General features: G+C 70.6%; 21 protein-coding genes. 10 read left to right on the forward strand and 11 right to left on the reverse strand.

The window, feature by feature from the left end; all coding sequences use genetic code 11:
* The first annotated feature begins 76 nt into the window (after positions 1-76).
* Positions 77-754 carry a hypothetical protein gene (locus ASC76_RS15260; RefSeq protein ID WP_056468029.1) on the forward strand — a complete coding sequence of 226 codons (678 nt, stop codon included), beginning with the start codon at positions 77-79 and terminating at the stop codon, positions 752-754.
* Here the strand turns inward: ASC76_RS15260 and ASC76_RS15265 are convergent.
* Entirely contained in the window at positions 733-1,731 is a 999-nt protein-coding gene (locus ASC76_RS15265; protein ID WP_235580478.1) for a PHB depolymerase family esterase, read from the reverse strand. The two genes, ASC76_RS15260 and ASC76_RS15265, sit on opposite strands and share 22 nt — an antisense overlap.
* Before the next feature lie 71 nt (positions 1,732-1,802).
* Positions 1,803-2,156: a DUF1304 domain-containing protein gene (locus ASC76_RS15270; RefSeq protein ID WP_056470889.1), complete on the reverse strand. Its 354-nt coding sequence runs from the start codon at positions 2,154-2,156 to the stop codon at positions 1,803-1,805.
* 63 nt (positions 2,157-2,219) lie between these two features.
* Between ASC76_RS15270 and ASC76_RS15275 the strand changes: the two genes are divergently transcribed.
* On the forward strand, positions 2,220-2,795 hold the full coding sequence (locus ASC76_RS15275) for a M48 family metallopeptidase (RefSeq protein ID WP_056468035.1): 576 nt from the start codon (positions 2,220-2,222) through the stop codon (positions 2,793-2,795).
* Here the strand turns inward: ASC76_RS15275 and ASC76_RS15280 are convergent.
* Genes ASC76_RS15280 through miaA form a run of 4 tightly spaced genes read right to left on the reverse strand, consistent with a single transcriptional unit; the run spans position 2,720 to position 7,491 of the window.
* Positions 2,720-3,298 carry a cysteine hydrolase family protein gene (locus ASC76_RS15280; RefSeq protein WP_056468038.1) on the reverse strand — a complete coding sequence of 193 codons (579 nt, stop codon included), beginning with the start codon at positions 3,296-3,298 and terminating at the stop codon, positions 2,720-2,722. The genes ASC76_RS15275 and ASC76_RS15280 overlap by 76 nt on opposite strands.
* Before the next feature lie 55 nt (positions 3,299-3,353).
* Complete coding sequence (locus ASC76_RS15285) at positions 3,354-5,876, reverse strand: FtsX-like permease family protein (protein ID WP_056468040.1); 2,523 nt, start codon at positions 5,874-5,876, stop codon at positions 3,354-3,356.
* Positions 5,877-5,887: 11 nt separating this feature from the next.
* Positions 5,888-6,547: an ABC transporter ATP-binding protein gene (locus ASC76_RS15290; protein WP_056468043.1), complete on the reverse strand. Its 660-nt coding sequence runs from the start codon at positions 6,545-6,547 to the stop codon at positions 5,888-5,890.
* Positions 6,544-7,491 (reverse strand): tRNA (adenosine(37)-N6)-dimethylallyltransferase MiaA, encoded by a 948-nt coding sequence (gene miaA / locus ASC76_RS15295; RefSeq protein WP_056468045.1) that lies wholly within the window; start codon positions 7,489-7,491, stop codon positions 6,544-6,546. Before miaA ends, ASC76_RS15290 begins: the two co-directional genes overlap by 4 nt.
* Positions 7,492-7,585: 94 nt before the next feature.
* On the opposite strand from miaA, the gene ASC76_RS15300 reads away from it, so the two are divergent.
* Positions 7,586-8,170: a hypothetical protein gene (locus tag ASC76_RS15300; RefSeq protein ID WP_056468049.1), complete on the forward strand. Its 585-nt coding sequence runs from the start codon at positions 7,586-7,588 to the stop codon at positions 8,168-8,170.
* Between the two features lie 12 nt (positions 8,171-8,182).
* On the opposite strand, the gene ASC76_RS15305 is transcribed toward ASC76_RS15300, so the two are convergent.
* The 5 genes from ASC76_RS15305 to ASC76_RS24770 form a co-directional block, all read right to left on the reverse strand.
* A complete protein-coding gene (locus tag ASC76_RS15305; RefSeq protein ID WP_056468051.1) occupies positions 8,183-8,776 on the reverse strand; it encodes a GNAT family N-acetyltransferase in 594 nt (197 codons plus the stop codon).
* Positions 8,773-9,861, reverse strand: a complete 1,089-nt coding sequence (locus ASC76_RS15310; protein WP_056468054.1) for an alpha/beta hydrolase — start codon at positions 9,859-9,861, stop codon at positions 8,773-8,775. Before ASC76_RS15310 ends, ASC76_RS15305 begins: the two co-directional genes overlap by 4 nt.
* The gene (locus ASC76_RS15315) at positions 9,858-10,220 is read right to left on the reverse strand and encodes a hypothetical protein (RefSeq protein WP_056468056.1); all 363 of its coding nucleotides are present in this window, start codon (positions 10,218-10,220) and stop codon (positions 9,858-9,860) included. Before ASC76_RS15315 ends, ASC76_RS15310 begins: the two co-directional genes overlap by 4 nt.
* 63 nt (positions 10,221-10,283) lie before the next feature.
* Positions 10,284-10,775: a TspO/MBR family protein gene (locus tag ASC76_RS15320; RefSeq protein WP_056468059.1), complete on the reverse strand. Its 492-nt coding sequence runs from the start codon at positions 10,773-10,775 to the stop codon at positions 10,284-10,286.
* Positions 10,772-12,013: a pseudouridine synthase gene (locus ASC76_RS24770; protein ID WP_082549211.1), complete on the reverse strand. Its 1,242-nt coding sequence runs from the start codon at positions 12,011-12,013 to the stop codon at positions 10,772-10,774. Before ASC76_RS24770 ends, ASC76_RS15320 begins: the two co-directional genes overlap by 4 nt.
* 64 nt (positions 12,014-12,077) lie before the next feature.
* Between ASC76_RS24770 and ASC76_RS15330 the strand changes: the two genes are divergently transcribed.
* The 7 genes from ASC76_RS15330 to ASC76_RS15360 all read left to right on the forward strand — a co-directional run bounded on the left by ASC76_RS15330 (position 12,078) and on the right by ASC76_RS15360 (position 19,022).
* Complete coding sequence (locus ASC76_RS15330) at positions 12,078-12,461, forward strand: GFA family protein (RefSeq protein ID WP_056468062.1); 384 nt, start codon at positions 12,078-12,080, stop codon at positions 12,459-12,461.
* Between the two features lie 3 nt (positions 12,462-12,464).
* Positions 12,465-13,028 carry a GNAT family N-acetyltransferase gene (locus ASC76_RS15335; protein WP_056468065.1) on the forward strand — a complete coding sequence of 188 codons (564 nt, stop codon included), beginning with the start codon at positions 12,465-12,467 and terminating at the stop codon, positions 13,026-13,028.
* A gap of 193 nt (positions 13,029-13,221) precedes the next feature.
* Complete coding sequence (locus ASC76_RS26225; RefSeq protein ID WP_082549212.1) at positions 13,222-13,797, forward strand: GspH/FimT family pseudopilin; 576 nt, start codon at positions 13,222-13,224, stop codon at positions 13,795-13,797.
* A complete protein-coding gene (gene pilV, locus ASC76_RS15345) occupies positions 13,788-14,345 on the forward strand; it encodes a type IV pilus modification protein PilV (RefSeq protein WP_371262137.1) in 558 nt (185 codons plus the stop codon). Before ASC76_RS26225 ends, pilV begins: the two co-directional genes overlap by 10 nt.
* Positions 14,342-15,076, forward strand: coding sequence for a PilW family protein (locus tag ASC76_RS15350; protein WP_056468071.1), 735 nt, complete (start codon positions 14,342-14,344; stop codon positions 15,074-15,076). The genes pilV and ASC76_RS15350 overlap by 4 nt, the downstream gene beginning before the upstream one ends.
* Complete coding sequence (locus tag ASC76_RS15355) at positions 15,073-15,657, forward strand: PilX N-terminal domain-containing pilus assembly protein (RefSeq protein WP_056468074.1); 585 nt, start codon at positions 15,073-15,075, stop codon at positions 15,655-15,657. Before ASC76_RS15350 ends, ASC76_RS15355 begins: the two co-directional genes overlap by 4 nt.
* Before the next feature lie 29 nt (positions 15,658-15,686).
* Positions 15,687-19,022, forward strand: coding sequence for a pilus assembly protein (locus ASC76_RS15360; RefSeq protein WP_056470895.1), 3,336 nt, complete (start codon positions 15,687-15,689; stop codon positions 19,020-19,022).

Genomic DNA, 19,022 nt, shown 5'->3' on the forward strand with positions numbered 1-19,022 from the left:
TTTGCCCTAGTCTGCGGGCGCGCCGCGTTGCGGCAGACTTCACCGCTCGAATTCATCACCCCAGAGGAGAAACAAGATGCTGCAAACGAACAAGTCGAACCGCAAGTGGGCCGTCGCCGCCGGGGCCGTCGCGGTCGCCGTACTGGCCGCGTGCGGCAGCATGTCGACCGGCAAGACCGGCATGAGCTTCTTCGTCACCAGCGCCGGGCCCGGCAAGGGCGCGGACCTGGGCGGCCTCGCGGGTGCCGATGCGCAGTGCCAGAAGCTCGCCAGCGCCGCGGGCGCCGGCAACCGCACCTGGCGCGCCTACCTGAGCCAGCAGCCCACGGCCAACGTGCCCGGCGTCAACGCTCGCGACCGCATCGGCAAGGGCCCGTGGACCAACGCCAAGGGCGTGGTCGTCGCGACCGACGTGGCCAACCTCCATGGCACCAACAACCTCAACAAGCAGACCGCGCTGACCGAGTCGGGTGCCATCGTCAACGGCCGCGGCGACACGCCCAACATGCACGACGTGCTGACCGGCTCGCAGCCGGACGGCACCTTCATCGCCGGCAACGTCAACACCACCTGCGGCAACTGGACCCAGAGCGGCGAAGGCTCGGCGATGCTCGGCCACCATGACAAGACCGGGCTGGACGAGAGCGTGCCGGCGAAGTCGTGGAACTCCTCGCACATGTCGCGCGGCTGCAGCCCCGACGCGCTGAAGGCCACCGGCGGCGCCGGCCTGTTCTATTGCTTCGCGGCCGACTGAGCGAAGCAGCGATTGGCAAACGCCCACAGCATGCGGCCGGCATCCGGGCCGGTCGGGTCGCTGTAGGGCTGGCCCGCAGCACCGCCGCTCCAGGCGTGGCCGAGGCCGCGCACCTCGCACAGCGTCACCAGCGCGCGGCCCGCGTGTTTGAAATCGGTCACGTCCATCGCGCGGCGGGTGCCGCGCTGCACGGTGCGCGTCGCCGCCGCCCTCGCACCCAGGGCCTCGGCCCAGGCCTGCGCGGCGGCGCGGCCGTTCGGCGGCGCGACCATGGGGTCCGACAGGCCCTGGATCACCAGCAGCGGCGGCAGCGGTGGCGCGTCCGGCCACGGGCCGGGCCGCCGCCGGCCGCGCATCGCGCTCAAGGCCGTGGCGGTCGAATGTGCCGCCCCCGGCGCGATGCCCGAATGCATGACGACCGCCTGGAATCGCCCCGGATACTGCAGCGCGGCCAGTGAAGCCATGCCGGCGCCGGCGGACAGCCCGCCGATCGCGACCCGCGTCCGGTCGGCCCCATGCAGCGCGCAGGCCTGGTCGACCGCCGCGACGATGCTGGCCGCCTCGGCTTGGGCGCGACCATGGCGCGTGTCGAACCAGTTCCAGCAGCCGTGCGCGTTGGCCAGACGCTCCTGCTCGGGAAAGAGCAGCATGAACCCTTCGCGCGTCGCGAGCGTCTGCAACCGCGTGAGGCGTGCGAACGCGGTCGCGTCCTGGTCGCAGCCGTGGAGCATGACGAGCAGCGGCAACGGCGTCGTGCGGCCGGCGCCGGGTGGCCGCCACCAGCGGTAGCGGCGGGCGCCGGCCGGGCCGATGGCGACGCCGGTCGCCCAGGGGCCGGCGCTTGCCTTCGTCGCTCGCGCGGCGCTCGATCGGGCCGCCGGGCGCCCGGCCGGGACCGGCCTGGCGTTCCCTCGCACGCTTCTTGCGGTCGCCTGGACGACCGCGCGCCGGCTCGCGCGCAATGTCGCGCGCGTCATCGCCTTGAGCGTGCGCTGGAACGCGCCCGCCCACGGAGACTTCCGCGCGCGCCGGACCATCGGTCGGGCGGTCAGCGCGACAGCAGGATCGCGGCCACCGCGAGCGCCGCCGGCACCGTCTGCACGAACAGGATCTTGATCCCCACGGTCATCGCGCCGTAGAGCCCGGCAACGATCACGCAGCCGAGGAAGAACAGCTGCACCGGCTGGCCGGCCGCGCCCATGCTCAGGCCCCAGATCAACCCGGCGGCGAGGAAGCCGTTGTACAGGCCCTGGTTCGCGGCCAGGACCTTCGATGCGGTCGCGAACTCGGCGCTGTTGCCGAACACCTTGCGCCCGAACGGCTTGTCCCACAGCACCATCTCGAGCACGACGATGTAGAGGTGGATCAGCACCACCAGCCCCACCAGCACGTTCGCGATCATCGGCTTCACCTTTCCTTGTTGGGTGCCGTAGTGTCGACGATGCGCGGGTATGCTGGCGCCCCGATGACGACGCTGCCCACGCCCAATTACCTCGGCGGCTACCCGGCCGAGCTGCAGGCGCAGGCGCGCGACCTGATCGCGCAGGGCGTGCTGGCCGAGCGGCTGCAGCGCCGCTACGGCGCGCCGCACGGCGTGCGCACCGACGGCGCGCTGTACGACTACACGACGGCGCTGAAGAGCCGCTACCTGCGCAATGCGGCGCCGCTGGCCAAGGTGGTGTTCGACAACCGGCTGCACGTGATCGCCAACGCGCTCGGCACCCACACCGCGGTGGCGCGGGTCCAGGGCAACAAGCTCAAGGCGAAGCGCGAGATCCGCATCGCCGGGATCTTCCGCAGCGTGCCCGAGGCGTTCCTGAGGATGATCGTCGTGCACGAGCTCGCGCACCTGAAGGAGCGCGCTCACGACCGCGCGTTCTACGCGCTGTGCACGCACATGGAGCCCGACTACCACCAGTTCGAGCTCGACCTGCGGCTCGCGCTGATGCAGGCCGAGGCGAGCGGTCAGCCGCTGTGGCCGGCGGTCGCGGAGAAGTCGACCGCCTCGGCGGTCGCCGTGCCGTTGGTCCGACCCGGGTAGCTGAGCCACCGCATCGCGACGTTGAGCTCGCGCACCACGTCGGCGGCGTCGATCGTCGTGCCGTCGTCGAACGCCATCGTGCCGGTGGTGTGCGCGTCGCTGACCAGCGTCAGCTCGTAGCCGCGTTCGAGCGCAGCGTAGGCCGTCGCGCGGATGCACCAGTTGGTGGCCGCACCGGCCAGCACGATGCGGGCCGCGTCGAGCCGCTCGAGTTCATGGTCGAGCCCGGTCTGCTCGAAGGCCGAATTGAAATGCTTGTGAACGCGCAGCTCGCCCTCGGCCGGCACCAGCTCGGGCACCCACTGCCATTCCGGGCTGCCGTGGACGAGTTCCTCGTCGGCGTGCTGCACCCAGATCACCGGCACGTGCCGGGCGCGCGCCCGCTCGACGGCGCGCGCGACGTTCGCGACGACGCGCGGCGCCTGCCAGGCCTCGGCGACCACGCCGACCTGCACGTCGACCACCATCAGGACGCTCTTGCTGCCCGCGCGCACGCTCGCCATGGTGCTGCTCCTTCGAGGTTGAGAGCGAACAGTCTAAGCGGCCCGCGAGGGCCGGTCACCAGTCTTCCTTGACCGCCAGCGCCATGTCGCGCGTCGCCGCGCGCCGGGCCGCGAGCCACGCGGTCAGCGTGCCGGCGATCACCACCGCCGCGCACAAGGCGGCCAGCCGCGCCCACGGCAACAGCAGATCCATGGTCCAGTGGAAGCTCTGCGGGTTCACGACCTTGACCAGCACCACGCTGACGGCCAGCCCGAGCAGCAGCCCGAGCAGCGCGCCGGCGGCGGTCCAGACCGCGCCTTCGATCGCGACGACCGCGAGCACCTGGCGCCGTGTCAGTCCCAGGTGCGCAAGCAGGCCGAACTCCTTGCGCCGCGCCAGCACCTGCGCCGAGAAGCTGGCCGCGATGCCGAACAGGCCGATCGCGATCGCGACGGCCTGCAGCCAGTAGGTGACCGCGAAGCTGCGGTCGAAGATGCGCAGCGACGTGACGCGGATCTCGCCGACCGAGGCGAACTCGAGCAGCGCGCCGTCGAGCCCGAGCGTGCCGGCCAGCGCGCGCAGGTCGCGCTGCACCGCGGCGGCATCGGCACCGGGCTGCAACCACAGCGCGAGGTCGTTGACGCGCGTGTCGTCGCTCAGGCGGCGGTAGTCGGCCGCGTCGATCGCCAGCGCGCCGTGCTGGCGCGCGTAATCGCGCCACACGCCGCGCACGTAGACACTCGGGCGGCCCGCCAGCGGCAGTTGCAGCTGCGTGCCGGGGCGCGCGCCGTACAGGTCGACCATCGCCTCGCTGACGAACACCGCGGTCGCCTCGGGCGGCGCGTCGACCAGTTCGCCGACCAGCGGCAGGCGCCGCGCCGGATCGTCGAGCGGACGTGCGATCAGCACGACGGCCGGGCGCGCCGGATCGAACTGCAGTTGCAGCACGCGCTGCGCCTCGGCGCGATCGACGCCGCGGATCGCGGCGCTGCGGCGCGGCAGGTCGGCCGGCAGTGTCGCGACATCGCCGGCGCCGAGCGACGAGGCGGCGCGCACGTACAGATCGGCCGGCAGCACGGTGTCCAGCCACTGCGTGACCGACTCGCGGAAGCTCGCGACCATCACGGTCAGCGCCACCGCCAGGCTGAGGCTCGCGACGACGCCGGCGACCGCGATCGTCGCGGTCTGGCGCTGGTGGCGCGCGCGCTCCACGGCCAGCAGTGCGAGCGCGGTCGTCGGCGGTGCGATGCTGCGCAGCAGCGCCGCGACGCTGCCCGGCACGCACGCGATGCCGCCCAGCAGCAGGCAGGCCACGCCCAGGTAGGCGGCCAGCGGAATGCCGGCGATCGGCGGCAGCAGCGCGAGCGCGACACCGGTCAGCAGCAGCGTCGGCCCCAGCCACACCGCGCCGGCCGGAGGGCCGCCGGCGCCCAGCCCCTTCAGCGCCTGCGCCGGTGCCAGGCGCTGCGCGTCGCGCGCCGGCAGCCAGCCACCGATCAAGGCCGCGGCGATGCCGAGCGCCCCATAGACGAAGGCGGCGCCGGCGTCGAACTGCAGCTTCGGCGCCACGCCCGGAAAGTAGCCGCCGCCGAGGTCGCCCGCGAGCAGCCGCAGCGCCAGCGCCGCCAGGGCCGTGCCGAGCGCGATGCCGAGCGCGCTGCCGAGGGCGCCGAGCAGCGCCGACTCGGCCAGCACCAGCGTGAGCCGCTCGCGCCCGCTCAGCCCCAGCACACCGAGCAGCGCGAGTTGCGGCTGGCGCTTGGCGACCGACAGCGACAGGATCGAGAACACGAGGAACGCACCGGTGAACAGCGCCACCAGCGCCAGCACGGTGAGGTTGACGCGGTAGGCGCGCGAGACGTTCGAGACGCGCTGCGCGGCCTCGTCGGGCGCGGCGGCGCGCAGCTCCGGCGGCAGCGCCAGTTCGCGCAGCACTGCGGCGCGGTCGGCGCCGCTGCGCAGCCGCACGTCGATGCGACCGACGCGGCCGAGCCAGCCGAACGTGGCCTGCGCGCCGGCGATGTCCATCACCGCGACCGGTGCGCCTTCGGCGGCGATGTCGCCCGCGACCTGCAGCGTCGCGCTGCCGCCCGGCGTCTGCACGCGCAGCGACGTGCCGGCGAGCCGGCGCCGCGCCTGTGCGTTCAGGAACAGCGCGTCGGGGGCGAGCAGCGACAAGCGGTCCGCGCCGGCGACCGGCCGGGGCATCAGCGCGGGTGCCAGCGGCCCGGCGACGAGCGCGTCGAGCCCGATGATCTTGAGCGGCACGCGCTGGCCCTGCGCGTCGAACGCGTAGGTGTCGATCTCGATCACCGGGCTGGCGTTGGCGACCTGCGGATGGCGCGCGACGCGTTCGTAGAGCGCTTCGTCGAAGCCGCTGCCGACCTTGCCCACCGCGCCGCGCAGCTCGAAGTCGGGCACGCCATTGACGGCGCGCACCGCCGAGCTGAACTCGCTCAGGGCCGACTGGTTGATCAGCTGCACCGAGAACGCCAGCGCGACGCCGAGCATCACCGCGAGCAGCGCCGCGAGGTTGCGCCACGGGTGGTGGCGCAGCTCGGGCCAGGAGAGTTCGCGGAGCAACGGCCCCAGGAGCATGCGGCGGCCCCTCACCGCATGCCGTTCGCGGTCAGGGTCAGCACCCGGTCGGCGCGTGCCGCGGCGGCGCGCGAATGGGTCACGAGCACGCAGGCGGCGCCTTCGCGCCGCACTTCGGCACAGAAGAGATCCAGCACGCGCTCGGCAGTCGTCGGATCGAGGTTGCCGGTCGGCTCGTCGGCGAGGATCAGCGCCGGCCGGTGCACGAGCGCGCGCGCGATCGCGACGCGCTGCAGCTGGCCGCCGGACAGCGTCTGCGGCAGCCGCGCGCCGAGCCCGGCCAGGCCGACCGCGGCGAGCACCGCGTCGACGCGCGCCTCGTCCGGTCGACCCCGCAGCAGCAGCGGCAGGCCGACGTTGTGCGCGACGCTCAGGTGCGGGAGCACGTGGAAAGCCTGGAACACGAAGCCGAGCTGCACGCGCCGGAACAGCGCCTGCTCGGGCTCGGTCAACGCGGTGACCTCGGTGCCGGCGAGCCGCACACGGCCGTCGGCGATCGTGTCCAGCCCGGCGATGCAGTTCAGCAACGTCGACTTGCCGACGCCCGATTCGCCGATGACCGCGACGAACTCGCCGCGCGCGACCTGCAGATCGACGCCCTGGAAGATCGTGGTCTCACCGTAGCGCTTCGCGAGCGCCTCGACCTCGAGCAGCGGCGCGCCCTCGCTCATGCGCGAACGAGATCCGCGGCCAATCGGCTCGCCAGCATGACGACGCTGTCGGTGGCGTCGGCGGCGTCGCAGGCCACGCGGTGGCGTTGCGGCAGGCTGCGCAACCAGGTCAGCTGGCGCTTGGCCAGCTGGCGCGTCGCCGCGACGCCGCGCTCGGGCAGGTCCGACAGGTCGCCGGCAACCAGCGCCTCCCAGGTCTGGCGGTAGCCGACGCAGCGCATCGACGGCATGTCCGCATCGAGATCGCCGCGCTCGCCGAGCGTGCGCACCTCGTCGACCAGGCCGGCGTCGAGCATCTGGTGGAAGCGCTGCTCGATGCGCGCGTGCAGCCACGCGCGATCGTCCGGCTCGAGCGAGATCAACGGCGCGTGCGCGAGCGCCACCTTCTCGGTGTGGAACGACGACAGCGGCTGGCCGCTGACGCGGTAGACCTCGAGCGCGCGCTGGATGCGCTGCTGGTCGGCGGGCTTCAGGCGCGCGGCCGTGACCGCGTCGACCCGCTGCAGCTCGCGGTAGAGCGCCGACAGCCCGTCGCGTTCCAACTGTTCGGCCAGGGCGGTGCGCACGCCGCGATCTGCCGCGGGCATCGCATCGAGCCCGTCGAACAGCGCCTTGAAGTACAGCATCGTGCCGCCGACCAGCAGCGGCAGGTGGCCCCGCGCCGTGATCTCGGCAATCAGCCGTTGCGCATCGGTAACGAAGCGCGCCGCCGAATAGGCCTCGCTCGGCTCGATGAGGTCGATCAGGTGATGCGGCACCTGCGCACGTTCGGCGGCGCTGGGCTTGGCGGTGCCGATGTCCATGCCGCGGTAGACCAACGCCGAGTCGACGCTGACGATCTCGACCGGCCGCGTGTTCTGCCACGCGGTGGCGATCGCGAGCGCGGCGGCCGTCTTGCCCGACGCGGTGGGGCCGGCAAGGCACAGGTAGGAGAAGCGGCTCATCGGGCGCGCGGCAGTGATTCGAGATGCATCGGTTAAGGGTAGCAGGCCGGCATCGCTGGCATCATCGACGGGGCCAGGACAACCGGAGAACCCGATGCATGCCTCCCGCCGCCGCCTCGTTGTCGCCGTACTCGCGCTCGGCATCGCCTCGACCGCGCTCGCGCAGGGGCGGCCGGACTCGGCCGCGTTGATCGCGGCGCAGCGCGAGGCGATGAAGGCGCTGGCGTTCATGGACGGCGCCTGGCGCGGACCGGCCTGGACGCTGCTGCCGTCGGGCATCAAGCACCAGATCACGCAGACCGAGCGCATCGGTCCCATGCTCGACGGCTCGATCAAGGTCATCGAGGGCAAGGGTTACGAGCCCGACGGGCGGCCGAGCTTCAATGCGTTCGCGACGATCTCGTACGACGTCAACACCAAGGCCTATCGGTTCCACTCGCATGCGATGGGCATGGCCGGGGATTTCGTCATCACGCCGACGAGCGACGGCTACGTCTGGGAGATCCCGGCCGGGCCGCAGGCGACGATCCGCTACAGCGCGGTCGTGAAGGGCGACGACTTCGTCGAGGTCGGCGACCGGATCGTCGCCGGCCAGCCGCCGCTGCGGATCTTCGAGATGCGCCTGAAGCGCCTCGGCGACACCGCCTGGCCGGCGGGCGACGCGGTCAGCCCGAAGTAGCGCGCCGCTCGGTCACTCGACCGCCTGCGTCACCCCGTAGGCCGCCATCTGCGCCTGGAACTTCGCGACATCGTGGCTGAGGATCACCATGTCGTGGGTGCGGCCGTCGCGGTCCTTCACCTGGTCGTGCAGCAGCGCCTCGGCGCGAAAGCCCAGGCCTTCGAAGACGCCGATCGCGCCGCGCTGGTCCACGGTCATCTGCGCGGTCAGCTTCTCGAGGCCGAGTTCGACCGCGAGCGCCAGGATTTCCTGCGTCAGCTGGCCGCCGAGCCCGACACCGCGCGACGCGGGCTCGAGGATCACGCGCAGTTCGCCGACGTGCCGCGACCAGGACAGCTCGTCGCGGACCAGCGTCGCGCAGCCCAGCATGGCGTCGCCGCGCATCGCCAGCACGGTGACGATGCGCCCGTCGCGCGTCGCGTCCATCCACGCGCCGACGACCTTCGGCTGGCTGATGTCCCGTGGCAGGAACAGCAGGTCGTGCGCCGACAGGGTGCGCGCGAACGCGAGGACGGCGTCGCCGTCGTTCGCCGTCATCAGCCGGAACTCGACGGGGCCGCCGCCGCTGGCGACGCGGCGGGGATAGGAACGTGTGCTTGAAGTCATGTGGATCGCTTTCCCAACCAGGCGTCGAGGCGAGGCCACAGCCGCTTCACTGCATTGGCCCCGGCCACGACGCTGACATGGCCGCCCTTGAGCACGACCTCTTCCTTGTCCTTGGAGCCGACCATCGCGACCAGCGGCCGGGCCGCGTCGTACGGGACGATGTGGTCGTGCTCGGCGACCGCGTGGAACACCGGCACCTTGATCTTGCCGAGGTCGACCTTCTTGCCGCCGAGCACGAGCTGGTTCGTGGCCAGCTTGTTGGCCCACATCAACTCCTTCGTGGTCTGGCGGAAGAACTCGCCGGGCAGCGGCAGGATGTCGCTGGCCCAGCGGTCGAACATGCGGTAGCCCTTGACGAATTCGTCGTTCCACAGGTTGTCCAGCAGCTGCACCTTGCCGGCGATGGTGTCGGCCGGCCGCAGCATGTCGAACGAGCGGTAGATCATCTCGGGCGGCGCGTTGCCGAGCGTGTCGACCAGCTTGTCGACGTCGAAGTGGCGCTGGTCGCTCCAGCTCGAGAACAGCTTCATCGCACCGAAATCGATCGGGGTCGTGAACACCGCGAGGTTCTTGACCGGGCCTTTCGGGTTCAGCGCTGTGTGGAGCGTCGACAGCAGGCCGCCCATGCAGTAGCCGACCAGCGTGACGTCGTCGACGCCGCTGGCGCGCTGCACGCGGGCGATGCTGTCCGGGATGAAATCCTGCACGTAGTCCTCGAGCCGCAGGTGCTTCTCGTCCGGCCGCGGGGCGTTCCAGTCGATCACGAACACGTCGTACCCGGCCTTCAGCAGGTACTCGACGAGGCTCTGGCCGGGCGCCAGATCGAGGATGTAGCCGCGGTTGGTCACCGCCATCACCAGCAGCAGCGGCACGCGGTAGATCTCGTCCGTCATCGGCCGGTAGTGGTACAGCGCCAGCGTGCCGCGCTGCTGGAGCAGGTCGCGCGGCGTCACGCCGAGTGCCGGGCCGCCGGAGGACATGTACTCCAGGCCCTTGATGCCGCGCTGAAGTGCGCGGTCGACCTCGGTGCGGATGCGCGCGGCGATCGAAGCGGTGGCGGCAGACTTCGACGCAGCGCTGCTCATGGCCTCGACTTGCGGGTGCGCGTCGGCGCGGGCAGCGCCGGGCGGCGCGGCGCCTCGCGGCCGGCGATCTGGTCCAGCGTGTGCTGCATCTCGATCAGCCGGTCCTCGAGCGCCTGCACCCGGTCGCCGAGCGCGAGCACGTCGGTGCGACTGGGCACGTTGAGCACTTCGAAGTAGCGCTGCGTCAGGTCCCTCGCGAGCTTCTTCACGAGCAGCGCCGCACCCATCGCGCGGTTGGCGTTGCGGGCGAAGGCGTCGGTCTGCATCAGCGGGTGGGCCCGCGTGTTGATGCCCTTCTCGAGTCGGGAAACGAGGCCGCGCAGCAGGGCGAACGGGTCGAGTGAAACGGGTTCGGTCATGGCCCGAGTTTCGACAGAATCCGCCGCCCGCGCCGCTAGCGAATACCCGAGGCGCTCACCCGTTCACAGCATCGTCGGGTTCAGGCGCCAGACCGACACGGTCAGCGCGCTCGCGAACGCGACCCAGGCCAGGTAGGGCATGAGCAGCCAGCCCGCCAGCGGTCGGGCGCGCCAGAACGCGCGTGCCGTCAGCACGATCGCGAGCAGCAGCATCAACACCTCGGCACTGGCCAGTGCGCCCTGGTGCCAGCGGAAGAACAGCCAGGTCCAGAGCGCGTTGAGCACCAGCTGCACCGCATAGAGCGCCAGGGCAGGGCGCGCCGCCGGCAGACCGAGCCGGCGCACGACGAGGACGGCGGCCGCGGCCATCATCAGGTAGAGCGTGGTCCAGACCGGACCGAACAGCCAGGCGGGCGGCGCCCACGCCGGTTGCCGCAGGCTGGCGTAGTAGGCCTGTGCGTCGATGGATGCGGCGGCGCCGAGCGCGGCCGTCGCGGCCGTGGCCAAGACGATCAGCGCCGGAACTCCCCAGCGCGCGGCGGAGCCGTCGCTCATTCGAAACGCTCGTCCGCGCGCAGGTAACGCCATTGCCCGGTCGGCAGGTCGCCCAGCATCACGTTGCCGATCCGCACGCGCTTGAGGCCGAGCACCTGCAGGCCGACCGCCTCGCACATGCGCCGGATCTGCCGCTTCTTGCCCTGGGTAAGCACGAAGCGCAGCTGGTCGTCGTTGACCCATTCGACGTGCGCCGGCCGCAGCGCCTCGCCGTCGAGTTCCAGGCCGTGGCGCAGCAGCGCGAGACCCGCGTCGGACAGGCCGCGCGGATCGACCGACGCGACCCGCACCAGGTACTCCTTCTCGACCTCGCTGTCCTCGCCGATCAGCTGCTTCGCGATCCGGCCGTCCTGGGTCAGCACCAGCAGGCCGACCGAATCGATGTCGAGCCGGCCGGCCGGCACGAGGTGGTTCAGGTGCGAGCGCAGGAAGCGCGTGCCGGAATGGTCCTCGCGCCACAGGCGGTCGGGGGTGACGAGCACGACGGCGGGCTCGTAGCCGTCCTCGGCCTGGCCCGAGACATAGCCGACCGGCTTGTTGATCAGCACGGTGACGCGCTGCGCCTGCTGGAACTTTGCCTTGGCGTCGATCGTGATGCGCTGGTGCGGCAGCACGCGCGAGCCGAGCGTGCTGACGATCTGGTCGTCGACCCGCACGTAGCCCTTGGCGATCCACTCGTCCGCTTCGCGGCGCGACGCGATGCCCAGCTCGCTCATGCGCTTGGACAGCCGCATGCTGCCCGGGGCATGTTCGGTGTGCTCGAAGCGGTCGTCGTCATCGTCGTCGCGGTGGCCGCGGCGCGCGGCGCGCGGGTCGGGCCGGCCCGGCGCGCGCGAAGGCGGCCGCGGCTCCACGCGGGGCGCAGGCCGCTGCGCCGGCGATCGGCCGGACGCAGGCGCCGGCGGGCGCTCGGTGCCGCGGGGCTCGGGGCGGCTGCCGAATGCGGTATTCGCGCCGCGCTGCGGCGGCGCCGACCGAGGTGCCGCGCGCGGGGCAGGGCGCGGCGGTGTCGGCGCGCCCTCACCACGACGCGTGAACGACTCGGGCGGCCGCTCGCCGAAGCGCTGCTTGAGCTGCTCCTGATAACGCGCTTCGCGCTCCGCGCGCTGTGCCTGTGCCTGCGCGAGCGTCGGTCGCGCCCCCTTCGCGCCGGCGCCGATGCCGCGCACCGGCGGGCGGTCCGCGGCAGGCGCGGCGCCGCCGGTGCCGGCGGGCTTCTTCAGTTTGATCGTGGCCATGGCGCGATTGGAGCATGGTCGTCCGGTGCCTGCCGGCGCCGGCCGATGTGCGACGATTCGGGCCATGCTCTCCGCCACGTGCCACTGCGGCGCTGTCCGCATCGAGATTCCACGCCGCCCGCGCCGGCTCACCAACTGCAACTGCTCGATCTGCCGGCGGCTGGGCACGCTGTGGGCCTACTACCCGATCGAATCCGTCAAGGTGATCGGCCACCCGGCGCACACCGACGCCTATGTGCAGGGCGATCGCACGCTGCGCACCATCCGCTGTCGCACCTGCGGATGCACCACGCACTGGGAGCCGATCGACACGGTGCGCTACCGGCGCATGGGCGTGAACATCCGAAATTTCGACCCGGCCGTCATCGGCAATGTCCCGATCCGGCTGCTCGACGGTGCCGACACCTGGAAGTCGTTCACCTGGGACGACCGGCCCGGTCCACGCTGAGCCATGCCGTTTCCGGTCATCGCCCCGATCCGCACGGCGCGCCTGCTGATCCGGCCGATCGTGGCGTCGGACCTGGCGGACCTGATGGCGGTGAATGGCGACCCGCACACCACACGCTACCTGCCCTATGCGCACTGGCAGTCGCTGGACGACGCCGCGGCGTGGCTGAAGCGGATGGACGCGCTGGCCGCGGCCGGCACCGCGCAGCAGTACGTGCTCGAACGGGCGTCGGACACCAAGGTCGTCGGAACGATGCTGCTGTTCAAGTTCGACGAGGGCAGTGCGCGGGTCGAACTCGGCTACGTGCTCGGCCACAGCCACTGGCGCCAGGGGTTGATGCGCGAGGCCATCCAGGCCATGTGCGTTCACACGTTTGCGGCCGGCGTGCGACGCATCGAGGCCGAGGTCAACCCGCTCAACGAGGCGTCGTGCGCCTTGCTGAGCCAGATCGGCTTCGTGTACGAAGGTACTTTGCGCCGCCGCTGGGTGACCAAGGGCGTGGCGCACGATACGCGGGTCTTCGGACTGCTGGCCGACGACGACGTGACCCCGACATTGCCGGCTTGAGCATTGCAAGTTGTCATTTCAAAAATGACAACAAATGCAAACTAAGAAAACCCGCGCTGTTGCGCCGTAGGCAAGCGCCAAATTTGCACGTCGACGCCCGGCGCTCCGCCGGCGCGCGTGCAATACGCACGAGCGTGTATTGATACATCGTCGTTACGATTTGCACATTCCATGAAATGGCTCGTCGTTGTCGATGTCACGCAACCAAATTTCCAAGTCACCGAGTGCTTTTAGGCATCACCCGCCACGCGGTTTCAGCCTGGTCGAAGTACTGACTGTTGTCGCGCTGATCGCCGTCTGCCTGGCGCTGGCCGCGCCACCGTTGCGCGACATGATCCAAAGAAATCGGGTCGCCAGTCAGATCAGCACCTTCCGGATGGATCTGAAATTCGCTCGTTCGGAGGCGATGAAACGTGGACAGCCGGTCAGCATCTGCCCGAGCACCGACGGCACGACATGCCTGTCCGACAACAGCTGGCAGAACGGCTGGATCGTGTTCTACGACCAGAACGCCTCGGCCACAGTCGACGGCACCGACGTGATCCTGCGGCGCCGCCAGGGGTGGTCCGGCGGCGACACCTTCGCCGCGGCCCCGACACTGACCGCCGTCACGTTCGGCCGCATGGGGCTCGCGTCCAATCTGGGCGCCGGGCCGTTCAACTTCGTCGCCCGCGCATCGACCTCGAGCACGTCTTCCACGCAATGCGTGCTGCTGAACCAGGTCGGCCAGCAGACCGTGCAGTCGGGCGGGAGCGGATCGTGCACGTGACCCGCATGACGCGTCGCCGGCGGTCGGGCGCGCAGCCCGGCTTTTCGCTGATCGAAGTGATGGTGACGCTGGTGGTCGTCGCGATCGGCGTGCTCGGCGTTTCCAAATTGCAGGCGGCCTCGGTGTCGAACACGCAGGTCTCGCGGGTGCGGTCGCTCTTGTCGTTGCAGGCCGGCAGCCTGGCTGCGGCGATGCACGCCAACCCGATGTACTGGGCCAGCGGCAAGGCGCCGGCCAATTTCACGGTCGCCGGAACGACGGTCTCCGATCCCGGCGGGGTCTTGAGCGCCCCGCCCGGGAGCAGTTGTACCGGCACCGCGCCGGCGTGCACGCCGGAGCAGATCGCCGCGCTCGACGTCCAGACCTGGGCCGGCAACCTGAGCACGCAACTGCCCACCTACTCGGGCACCGTGACCTGTTCGACCACCGCACCGGTGACCTGCCAGATCAGCCTGAGCTGGAGCGAGAAGTACGTTGCGACCAATACCGCCAGCGCGCAGGCCACCCAGACGGGCACGCCGACGTTCACGCTGTTCGTCTCGCCATGAGGCCCGGCCGCGTTCGACACCAGGCCGGCGTGACGCTGGTCGAGATGATGGTCGCGCTGACGATCGGGCTGTTCGTCGCGCTGGCGCTCGGCTCGATCTTCGTCAATGCCAAGTCGGCGTTCCTGGCCCAGGATGCGCTGGCCAACCTGCATGACAACGAGCGCCTCGGGATCTCGATCCTGACGACCGAAGTGCAGCTGGCCGGCTACTACCCGGACCCGAGCATGCGCATGCCGACGGACGCGCTGCCGGTGGACGACAACCCGCAGTCGCCGGTCCAGTTCGCGGCCGGGCAGGGCATCTCCGGCGCCACCGGCGTCGACGGCGCCAGCGACGCCCTCGGCATCCGCTTCGTCAGCGCCAGCGGCGACGGCCTGATGAACTGCCAGGGCAGCGTCAACAGCGGTGGCGCCAACCTGCTCGTGACCAACGTCTTCACGATCAATGCGAGCAACCAGCTGCAATGCGCGGTCAACGGCAACGCGCCGGTGGCGCTGGTCAACAACGTCTCCGGGATGACGGTGCTCTATGGCACCGACAGCTCGGCCAGCGGCAACATCGACAAGTACCTGTCCGCCTCCGCGGTGACCGCCGCCGGTCTGTGGGGCCAGGTCAAGTCGGTCCAGGTGCGGCTCACCTTCGCGAGCCAGTTCAACGCCACCCAGGTCGGCGCGGCAGCGACCGGTTCGGCGACCTGGGTGCAGAACATCGGCGTGATGGGGGCGCTGTGAGACGCCATCCACTTCGCCTCTCCCGACGTGGCCCCCGCGCCGGCAGCCGCGGCGTCATCCTGATCGTCGGCCTGCTGTTCCTGCTGGCGATCATCCTGCTGTCGCTCGCGATGGTGCGCGGCGTCGGATTGCAGGAAAGGACGGCCGGCGGCTCCCGTGACAAGGAGCGTTCCTTCGAGGCGGCGCAGGGCGCGCTGGAGTATGGCGAATGGTGGCTCTCCACCGGCGGCGGCGGCGCGTTCTCGGTGGTCTGCTCGACCCAGAACAATCCGATCAACGCGCTGGCCGTCTGCTCCAACCCGCTGAGCACGCCGGCGACCACGCCGTGGGCCGCATGGACCACCTACCAGCCGTCGACCAGCATGAACATCGCCGCCGGCGGCGGCGTGGGCAGCAATGGCGACGTGAACTACCAGGCGGCACCCGGCCTGTACATCTCGTACATCGGGCTGACGCCGGACGGCACCGGCACGCTGTACCAGGTCAGCGCGTTCAGCGGCGGCGGCAGCGCCGACACCATGAGCGTGGTGCAAAGCACCTACAAGCTGCAGACGGCCGCCAGAGACCTCGGAGGTTTGTAGTGAACCGGTATGTCCCCCAGAAGAACATCATGAACTCCAGATTGCATGGGACCGGCGGCGTCATCGCGCTGCTGGGCCTCGCCCTGTGCGCAACCGCGCAGGCCCAACTCGTCATCAACGACACCTTAACCGGGGCCTCGTCCAGCTACAACTGGAAGGCACTGAACGGCGCCTGCCTCACCGCAGGCAACAACACCGGCACCATCCCCGCCTGCGTCGGTCTGCCCTATTACTCGGGCAAGACCCAGGTCGGTGGCGTCAGCGGTCGGCTGCCGGACGCGGTGGGCAGCGGTGCGTTGCGACTGACCAATGGCGACACGACCACGGGCACGAACGGCAATTCCCAGACCGGAGCGGTGGTGTCGAACTTCATGTTCCCGTCCAACCAGGGACTGCAGGTCACATTCACGACGGTCACCTACGGCGGCAACGGTTTCGTCGGCGACACCGGGCTGGCGTCGGGGGCGGACGGCATCGGCTTCTTTCTGGCCGATGCCGGCACGCCGGCCTCGCCCAAGCCGGTTTCGGTCGGTGCCCTCGGGGGCAGCCTGGGGTATTCGTGCTCGAACGGCAACGCGACATACGACGGCGTCGTCGGCGGCTACATCGGCGTCGGCATCGACGAGTTCGGCAGCTTCTCCAGTGCATACGACAACACCAACACTGGCGCCACGGACATCATCGCCGGCTTCACGGGCGCCGTGCGCCCGGGTCGGATCAGCCTGCGCGGCGCCGGGAACACCAACTGGGCGGCGCTGAACGCGGCCTACCCGACCTATTACCCGTCGAGTGCCTCGTCGTACTACAAGGCGGCCGCGTTGCACGACACCTGCCGGACGGGCTACGTGTGGGATTACAGCAGCAGCAGCAAGCCGAAGCAGACGACCACTGCGCTGGCCTATAACTACCCGTACCTGGCGAGCAGCCAGTTGCCATCGAATGTCAGTCTCTATAGCCAGGAGGCGACCAATATGCCCACCCGGGGCAACGCCATCCCGTTCACCTACACCCTGCAGATCACGCAGAACGGGATTCTGAACCTGGGCTACAGCGTCAACGGGGGGTCGACGATGCCGGTGCTCACCGACAAGCTGATCACCGCGTCGAACGGACCGTTGCCCGCGAACTTCCGCTTCGGCTTCTCGGCCGGCACCGGCTGGGGCAGCAACGTCCACGAGATCACCTGCTTCAAGGCCGCGCCGGTGACCGCTGCCAACGGCTCCGCGGGCGCCAACAGCCCGCCGAACGGGCGCACGCAGCAGGGCAACCAGGCCTACGCGGCGTACTACTCGGCCTTGAATGCCTCGGGTGGGCTGACCTCCACGACCATCAACGTCAACAGCACGACCGGTGCGATCTCGCTGGCGACCACGCCGAACTGGGATGCGAGTTGCGTGCTGACCGGCGGCGCCTGCAACGCCACCGGCGCGACCTCCGGCACGGCCCAGGCGTCGGGCGTCCGCGCGATGCTCACCTGGAACGGCGCGGCCGGTGCCGCGTTCGAGTGGGCGTCGCTGACGACCGCGCAGCAGGCGTCGCTGAGCGCCGGCGATGCGTCGTCCACCGACCTGCGGTTGCGTTACCTGCGCGGCGATCGCAGCAACGAGGTCGCGAACGCCGGAACGCTGCGCACGCGAGGCAGCGTGCTCGGCGACATCGTCAACTCGAGCCCGACCTGGGTCGGCCCGCCGAGTTCGCCGTATGCGATCACCTGGGCCGATGCGCTGTACCCGTCGGCGACCGCGGCGGAGACGAGCTATGCCGCGTGGGCGGGTGCGAGCGCGCGCGCCGGGCGCACCAACCTGGTCTACGTCGGCGCGAACGACGGCTTCCTGCATGGCTTCCGCGCTGGCCTCTACAGCGGCGGGTCGTTCAACTCCAGCGCGGCGACGAACGACGGGCGCGAGCTGCTGGCGTACATGCCGGCGGCAGTGCTCTCGACGATCCACTCGACGACGCCCGCGCTCGACTTCTCGAACACGCAGTACTCGCACAACTTCTTTGTCGACGCGACACCGGGCACCGGCGACCTGTTCTACGCGGGCGCCTGGCACACCTGGCTGGTCGGCGGGACCGGCTACGGCGGCAACGCGACCGGGCCGATCGGCAACAACACGTCGGTCGCCAACGGCATCCTGTTCGCGCTCGACATCACCGACCCGAGCCAGTTCAGCCAGACCAACGCGGCGTCGCTCGTGATGGGCGAGTGGACCAGCAGCACGCTCGCCTGCGTGACCGGCGCCTGCGGCAGCAGCCTGGGCAGCACCGTCGGTACCCCGCTGATCCGCCGCCTGCACAACGGCGACTGGGCGGTGCTGTTCGGCAACGGGTTGAACAGCAGCAACGGCGACGCGGGCCTGTACGTCATGCTGGTGAACCGCACGACTGGCGCCCGGACCTTCCGCTACCTGCCGACCGGCGCAGGCCCGGTCACCGCCGGCGGCGTCACGACCCGCAACGGCATTGCGCAGGTGACCTCGGCCGACCTCGACGGCGATCACATCACCGACTACGTCTACGCCGGCGACGCGTTCGGCAATCTCTGGCGCTTCGACCTGACGAGTTCCAACCCCGGCAACTGGGCGGTGACGCCGGGCCCGCTGTTCCAGACGGCGGCCGGCCAGCCGATCACGACCAAGGTCCAGGTGAGCTCGGTTCCGTCCAGCGGCGCGGGCTCCAAGCCGCGGCTCATCGTCAGCTTCGGCACCGGCCAGCAGCTGCCGCAAACCCTGACCAGCGCCGCCACGTACGCCAGCGGCAGCCAGGCGCTCTATGGCATCTGGGACTGGAACATGAGCGCCTGGAACGCGATCGCGCCGGCGACCGGGCAGTTCCTCGGGCTGACGGCACCGCAGTCCATCACCGCGAGTTCTCTGCAGACCCAGACCATCGCGGCGGCCAGCGTGGCGACCACGCCGCCGACCCGCACGGTGACCAGCACGCCGATCTGCTGGGCCGGAACGACCGCCTGCACCGGGACCGGCGCGAAGTACGGCTGGACCGTGGCGCTGCCGAGTGCCACCGAACAGGTGATCTACAACCCGGTGTTCGTGAACGGCGTGTTCGTGGTCAACACCACGATACCGGCCGTGTCGCAGGCCTTGTCGTGCAACGCGCGGCCGGCGTCCGGCTGGACGATGGCGGTGTCGGTGGCCACCGGCGGCGCCACGCCGAAGTCGTTCTTCCTGGACTCGCCGCTGGCCAGCGGCGTCTCGCTCGACGGTGTCGGCTCGCTGACGATGCTGTCGACCAAGACCGAATCGGTGGCGCTGTTCGTCGACAAGGACGGCAACAAGCAGAAGCTGCGCATCGACCCGGGTGCCACCGGCGTCGGCTCGCGCATCAACTGGGCGCAGCTGCGCTGA

Source organism: Rhizobacter sp. Root404, assembly GCF_001425865.1.
Taxonomy (GTDB): Bacteria; Pseudomonadota; Gammaproteobacteria; order Burkholderiales; family Burkholderiaceae_C; genus LMDS01.

What these genes read in the sequence shown, in the direction of transcription:
- ASC76_RS15260 (WP_056468029.1), top strand. Translation starts at nt 77, where the DNA reads ATGCTGCAAACGAACAAGTCGAACCGCAAGTGGGCCGTCGCCGCCGGG.
- ASC76_RS15265 (WP_235580478.1), bottom strand. Translation starts at nt 1,731, where the DNA reads ATGACGCGCGCGACATTGCGCGCGAGCCGGCGCGCGGTCGTCCAGGCG.
- ASC76_RS15270 (WP_056470889.1), bottom strand. Translation starts at nt 2,156, where the DNA reads ATGATCGCGAACGTGCTGGTGGGGCTGGTGGTGCTGATCCACCTCTAC.
- ASC76_RS15275 (WP_056468035.1), top strand. Translation starts at nt 2,220, where the DNA reads ATGACGACGCTGCCCACGCCCAATTACCTCGGCGGCTACCCGGCCGAG.
- ASC76_RS15280 (WP_056468038.1), bottom strand. Translation starts at nt 3,298, where the DNA reads ATGGCGAGCGTGCGCGCGGGCAGCAAGAGCGTCCTGATGGTGGTCGAC.
- ASC76_RS15285 (WP_056468040.1), bottom strand. Translation starts at nt 5,876, where the DNA reads ATGCTCCTGGGGCCGTTGCTCCGCGAACTCTCCTGGCCCGAGCTGCGC.
- ASC76_RS15290 (WP_056468043.1), bottom strand. Translation starts at nt 6,547, where the DNA reads ATGAGCGAGGGCGCGCCGCTGCTCGAGGTCGAGGCGCTCGCGAAGCGC.
- miaA (WP_056468045.1), bottom strand. Translation starts at nt 7,491, where the DNA reads ATGAGCCGCTTCTCCTACCTGTGCCTTGCCGGCCCCACCGCGTCGGGC.
- ASC76_RS15300 (WP_056468049.1), top strand. Translation starts at nt 7,586, where the DNA reads ATGCATGCCTCCCGCCGCCGCCTCGTTGTCGCCGTACTCGCGCTCGGC.
- ASC76_RS15305 (WP_056468051.1), bottom strand. Translation starts at nt 8,776, where the DNA reads ATGACTTCAAGCACACGTTCCTATCCCCGCCGCGTCGCCAGCGGCGGC.
- ASC76_RS15310 (WP_056468054.1), bottom strand. Translation starts at nt 9,861, where the DNA reads ATGAGCAGCGCTGCGTCGAAGTCTGCCGCCACCGCTTCGATCGCCGCG.
- ASC76_RS15315 (WP_056468056.1), bottom strand. Translation starts at nt 10,220, where the DNA reads ATGACCGAACCCGTTTCACTCGACCCGTTCGCCCTGCTGCGCGGCCTC.
- ASC76_RS15320 (WP_056468059.1), bottom strand. Translation starts at nt 10,775, where the DNA reads ATGAGCGACGGCTCCGCCGCGCGCTGGGGAGTTCCGGCGCTGATCGTC.
- ASC76_RS24770 (WP_082549211.1), bottom strand. Translation starts at nt 12,013, where the DNA reads ATGGCCACGATCAAACTGAAGAAGCCCGCCGGCACCGGCGGCGCCGCG.
- ASC76_RS15330 (WP_056468062.1), top strand. Translation starts at nt 12,078, where the DNA reads ATGCTCTCCGCCACGTGCCACTGCGGCGCTGTCCGCATCGAGATTCCA.
- ASC76_RS15335 (WP_056468065.1), top strand. Translation starts at nt 12,465, where the DNA reads ATGCCGTTTCCGGTCATCGCCCCGATCCGCACGGCGCGCCTGCTGATC.
- ASC76_RS26225 (WP_082549212.1), top strand. Translation starts at nt 13,222, where the DNA reads ATGTCACGCAACCAAATTTCCAAGTCACCGAGTGCTTTTAGGCATCAC.
- ASC76_RS15350 (WP_056468071.1), top strand. Translation starts at nt 14,342, where the DNA reads ATGAGGCCCGGCCGCGTTCGACACCAGGCCGGCGTGACGCTGGTCGAG.
- ASC76_RS15360 (WP_056470895.1), top strand. Translation starts at nt 15,687, where the DNA reads ATGAACTCCAGATTGCATGGGACCGGCGGCGTCATCGCGCTGCTGGGC.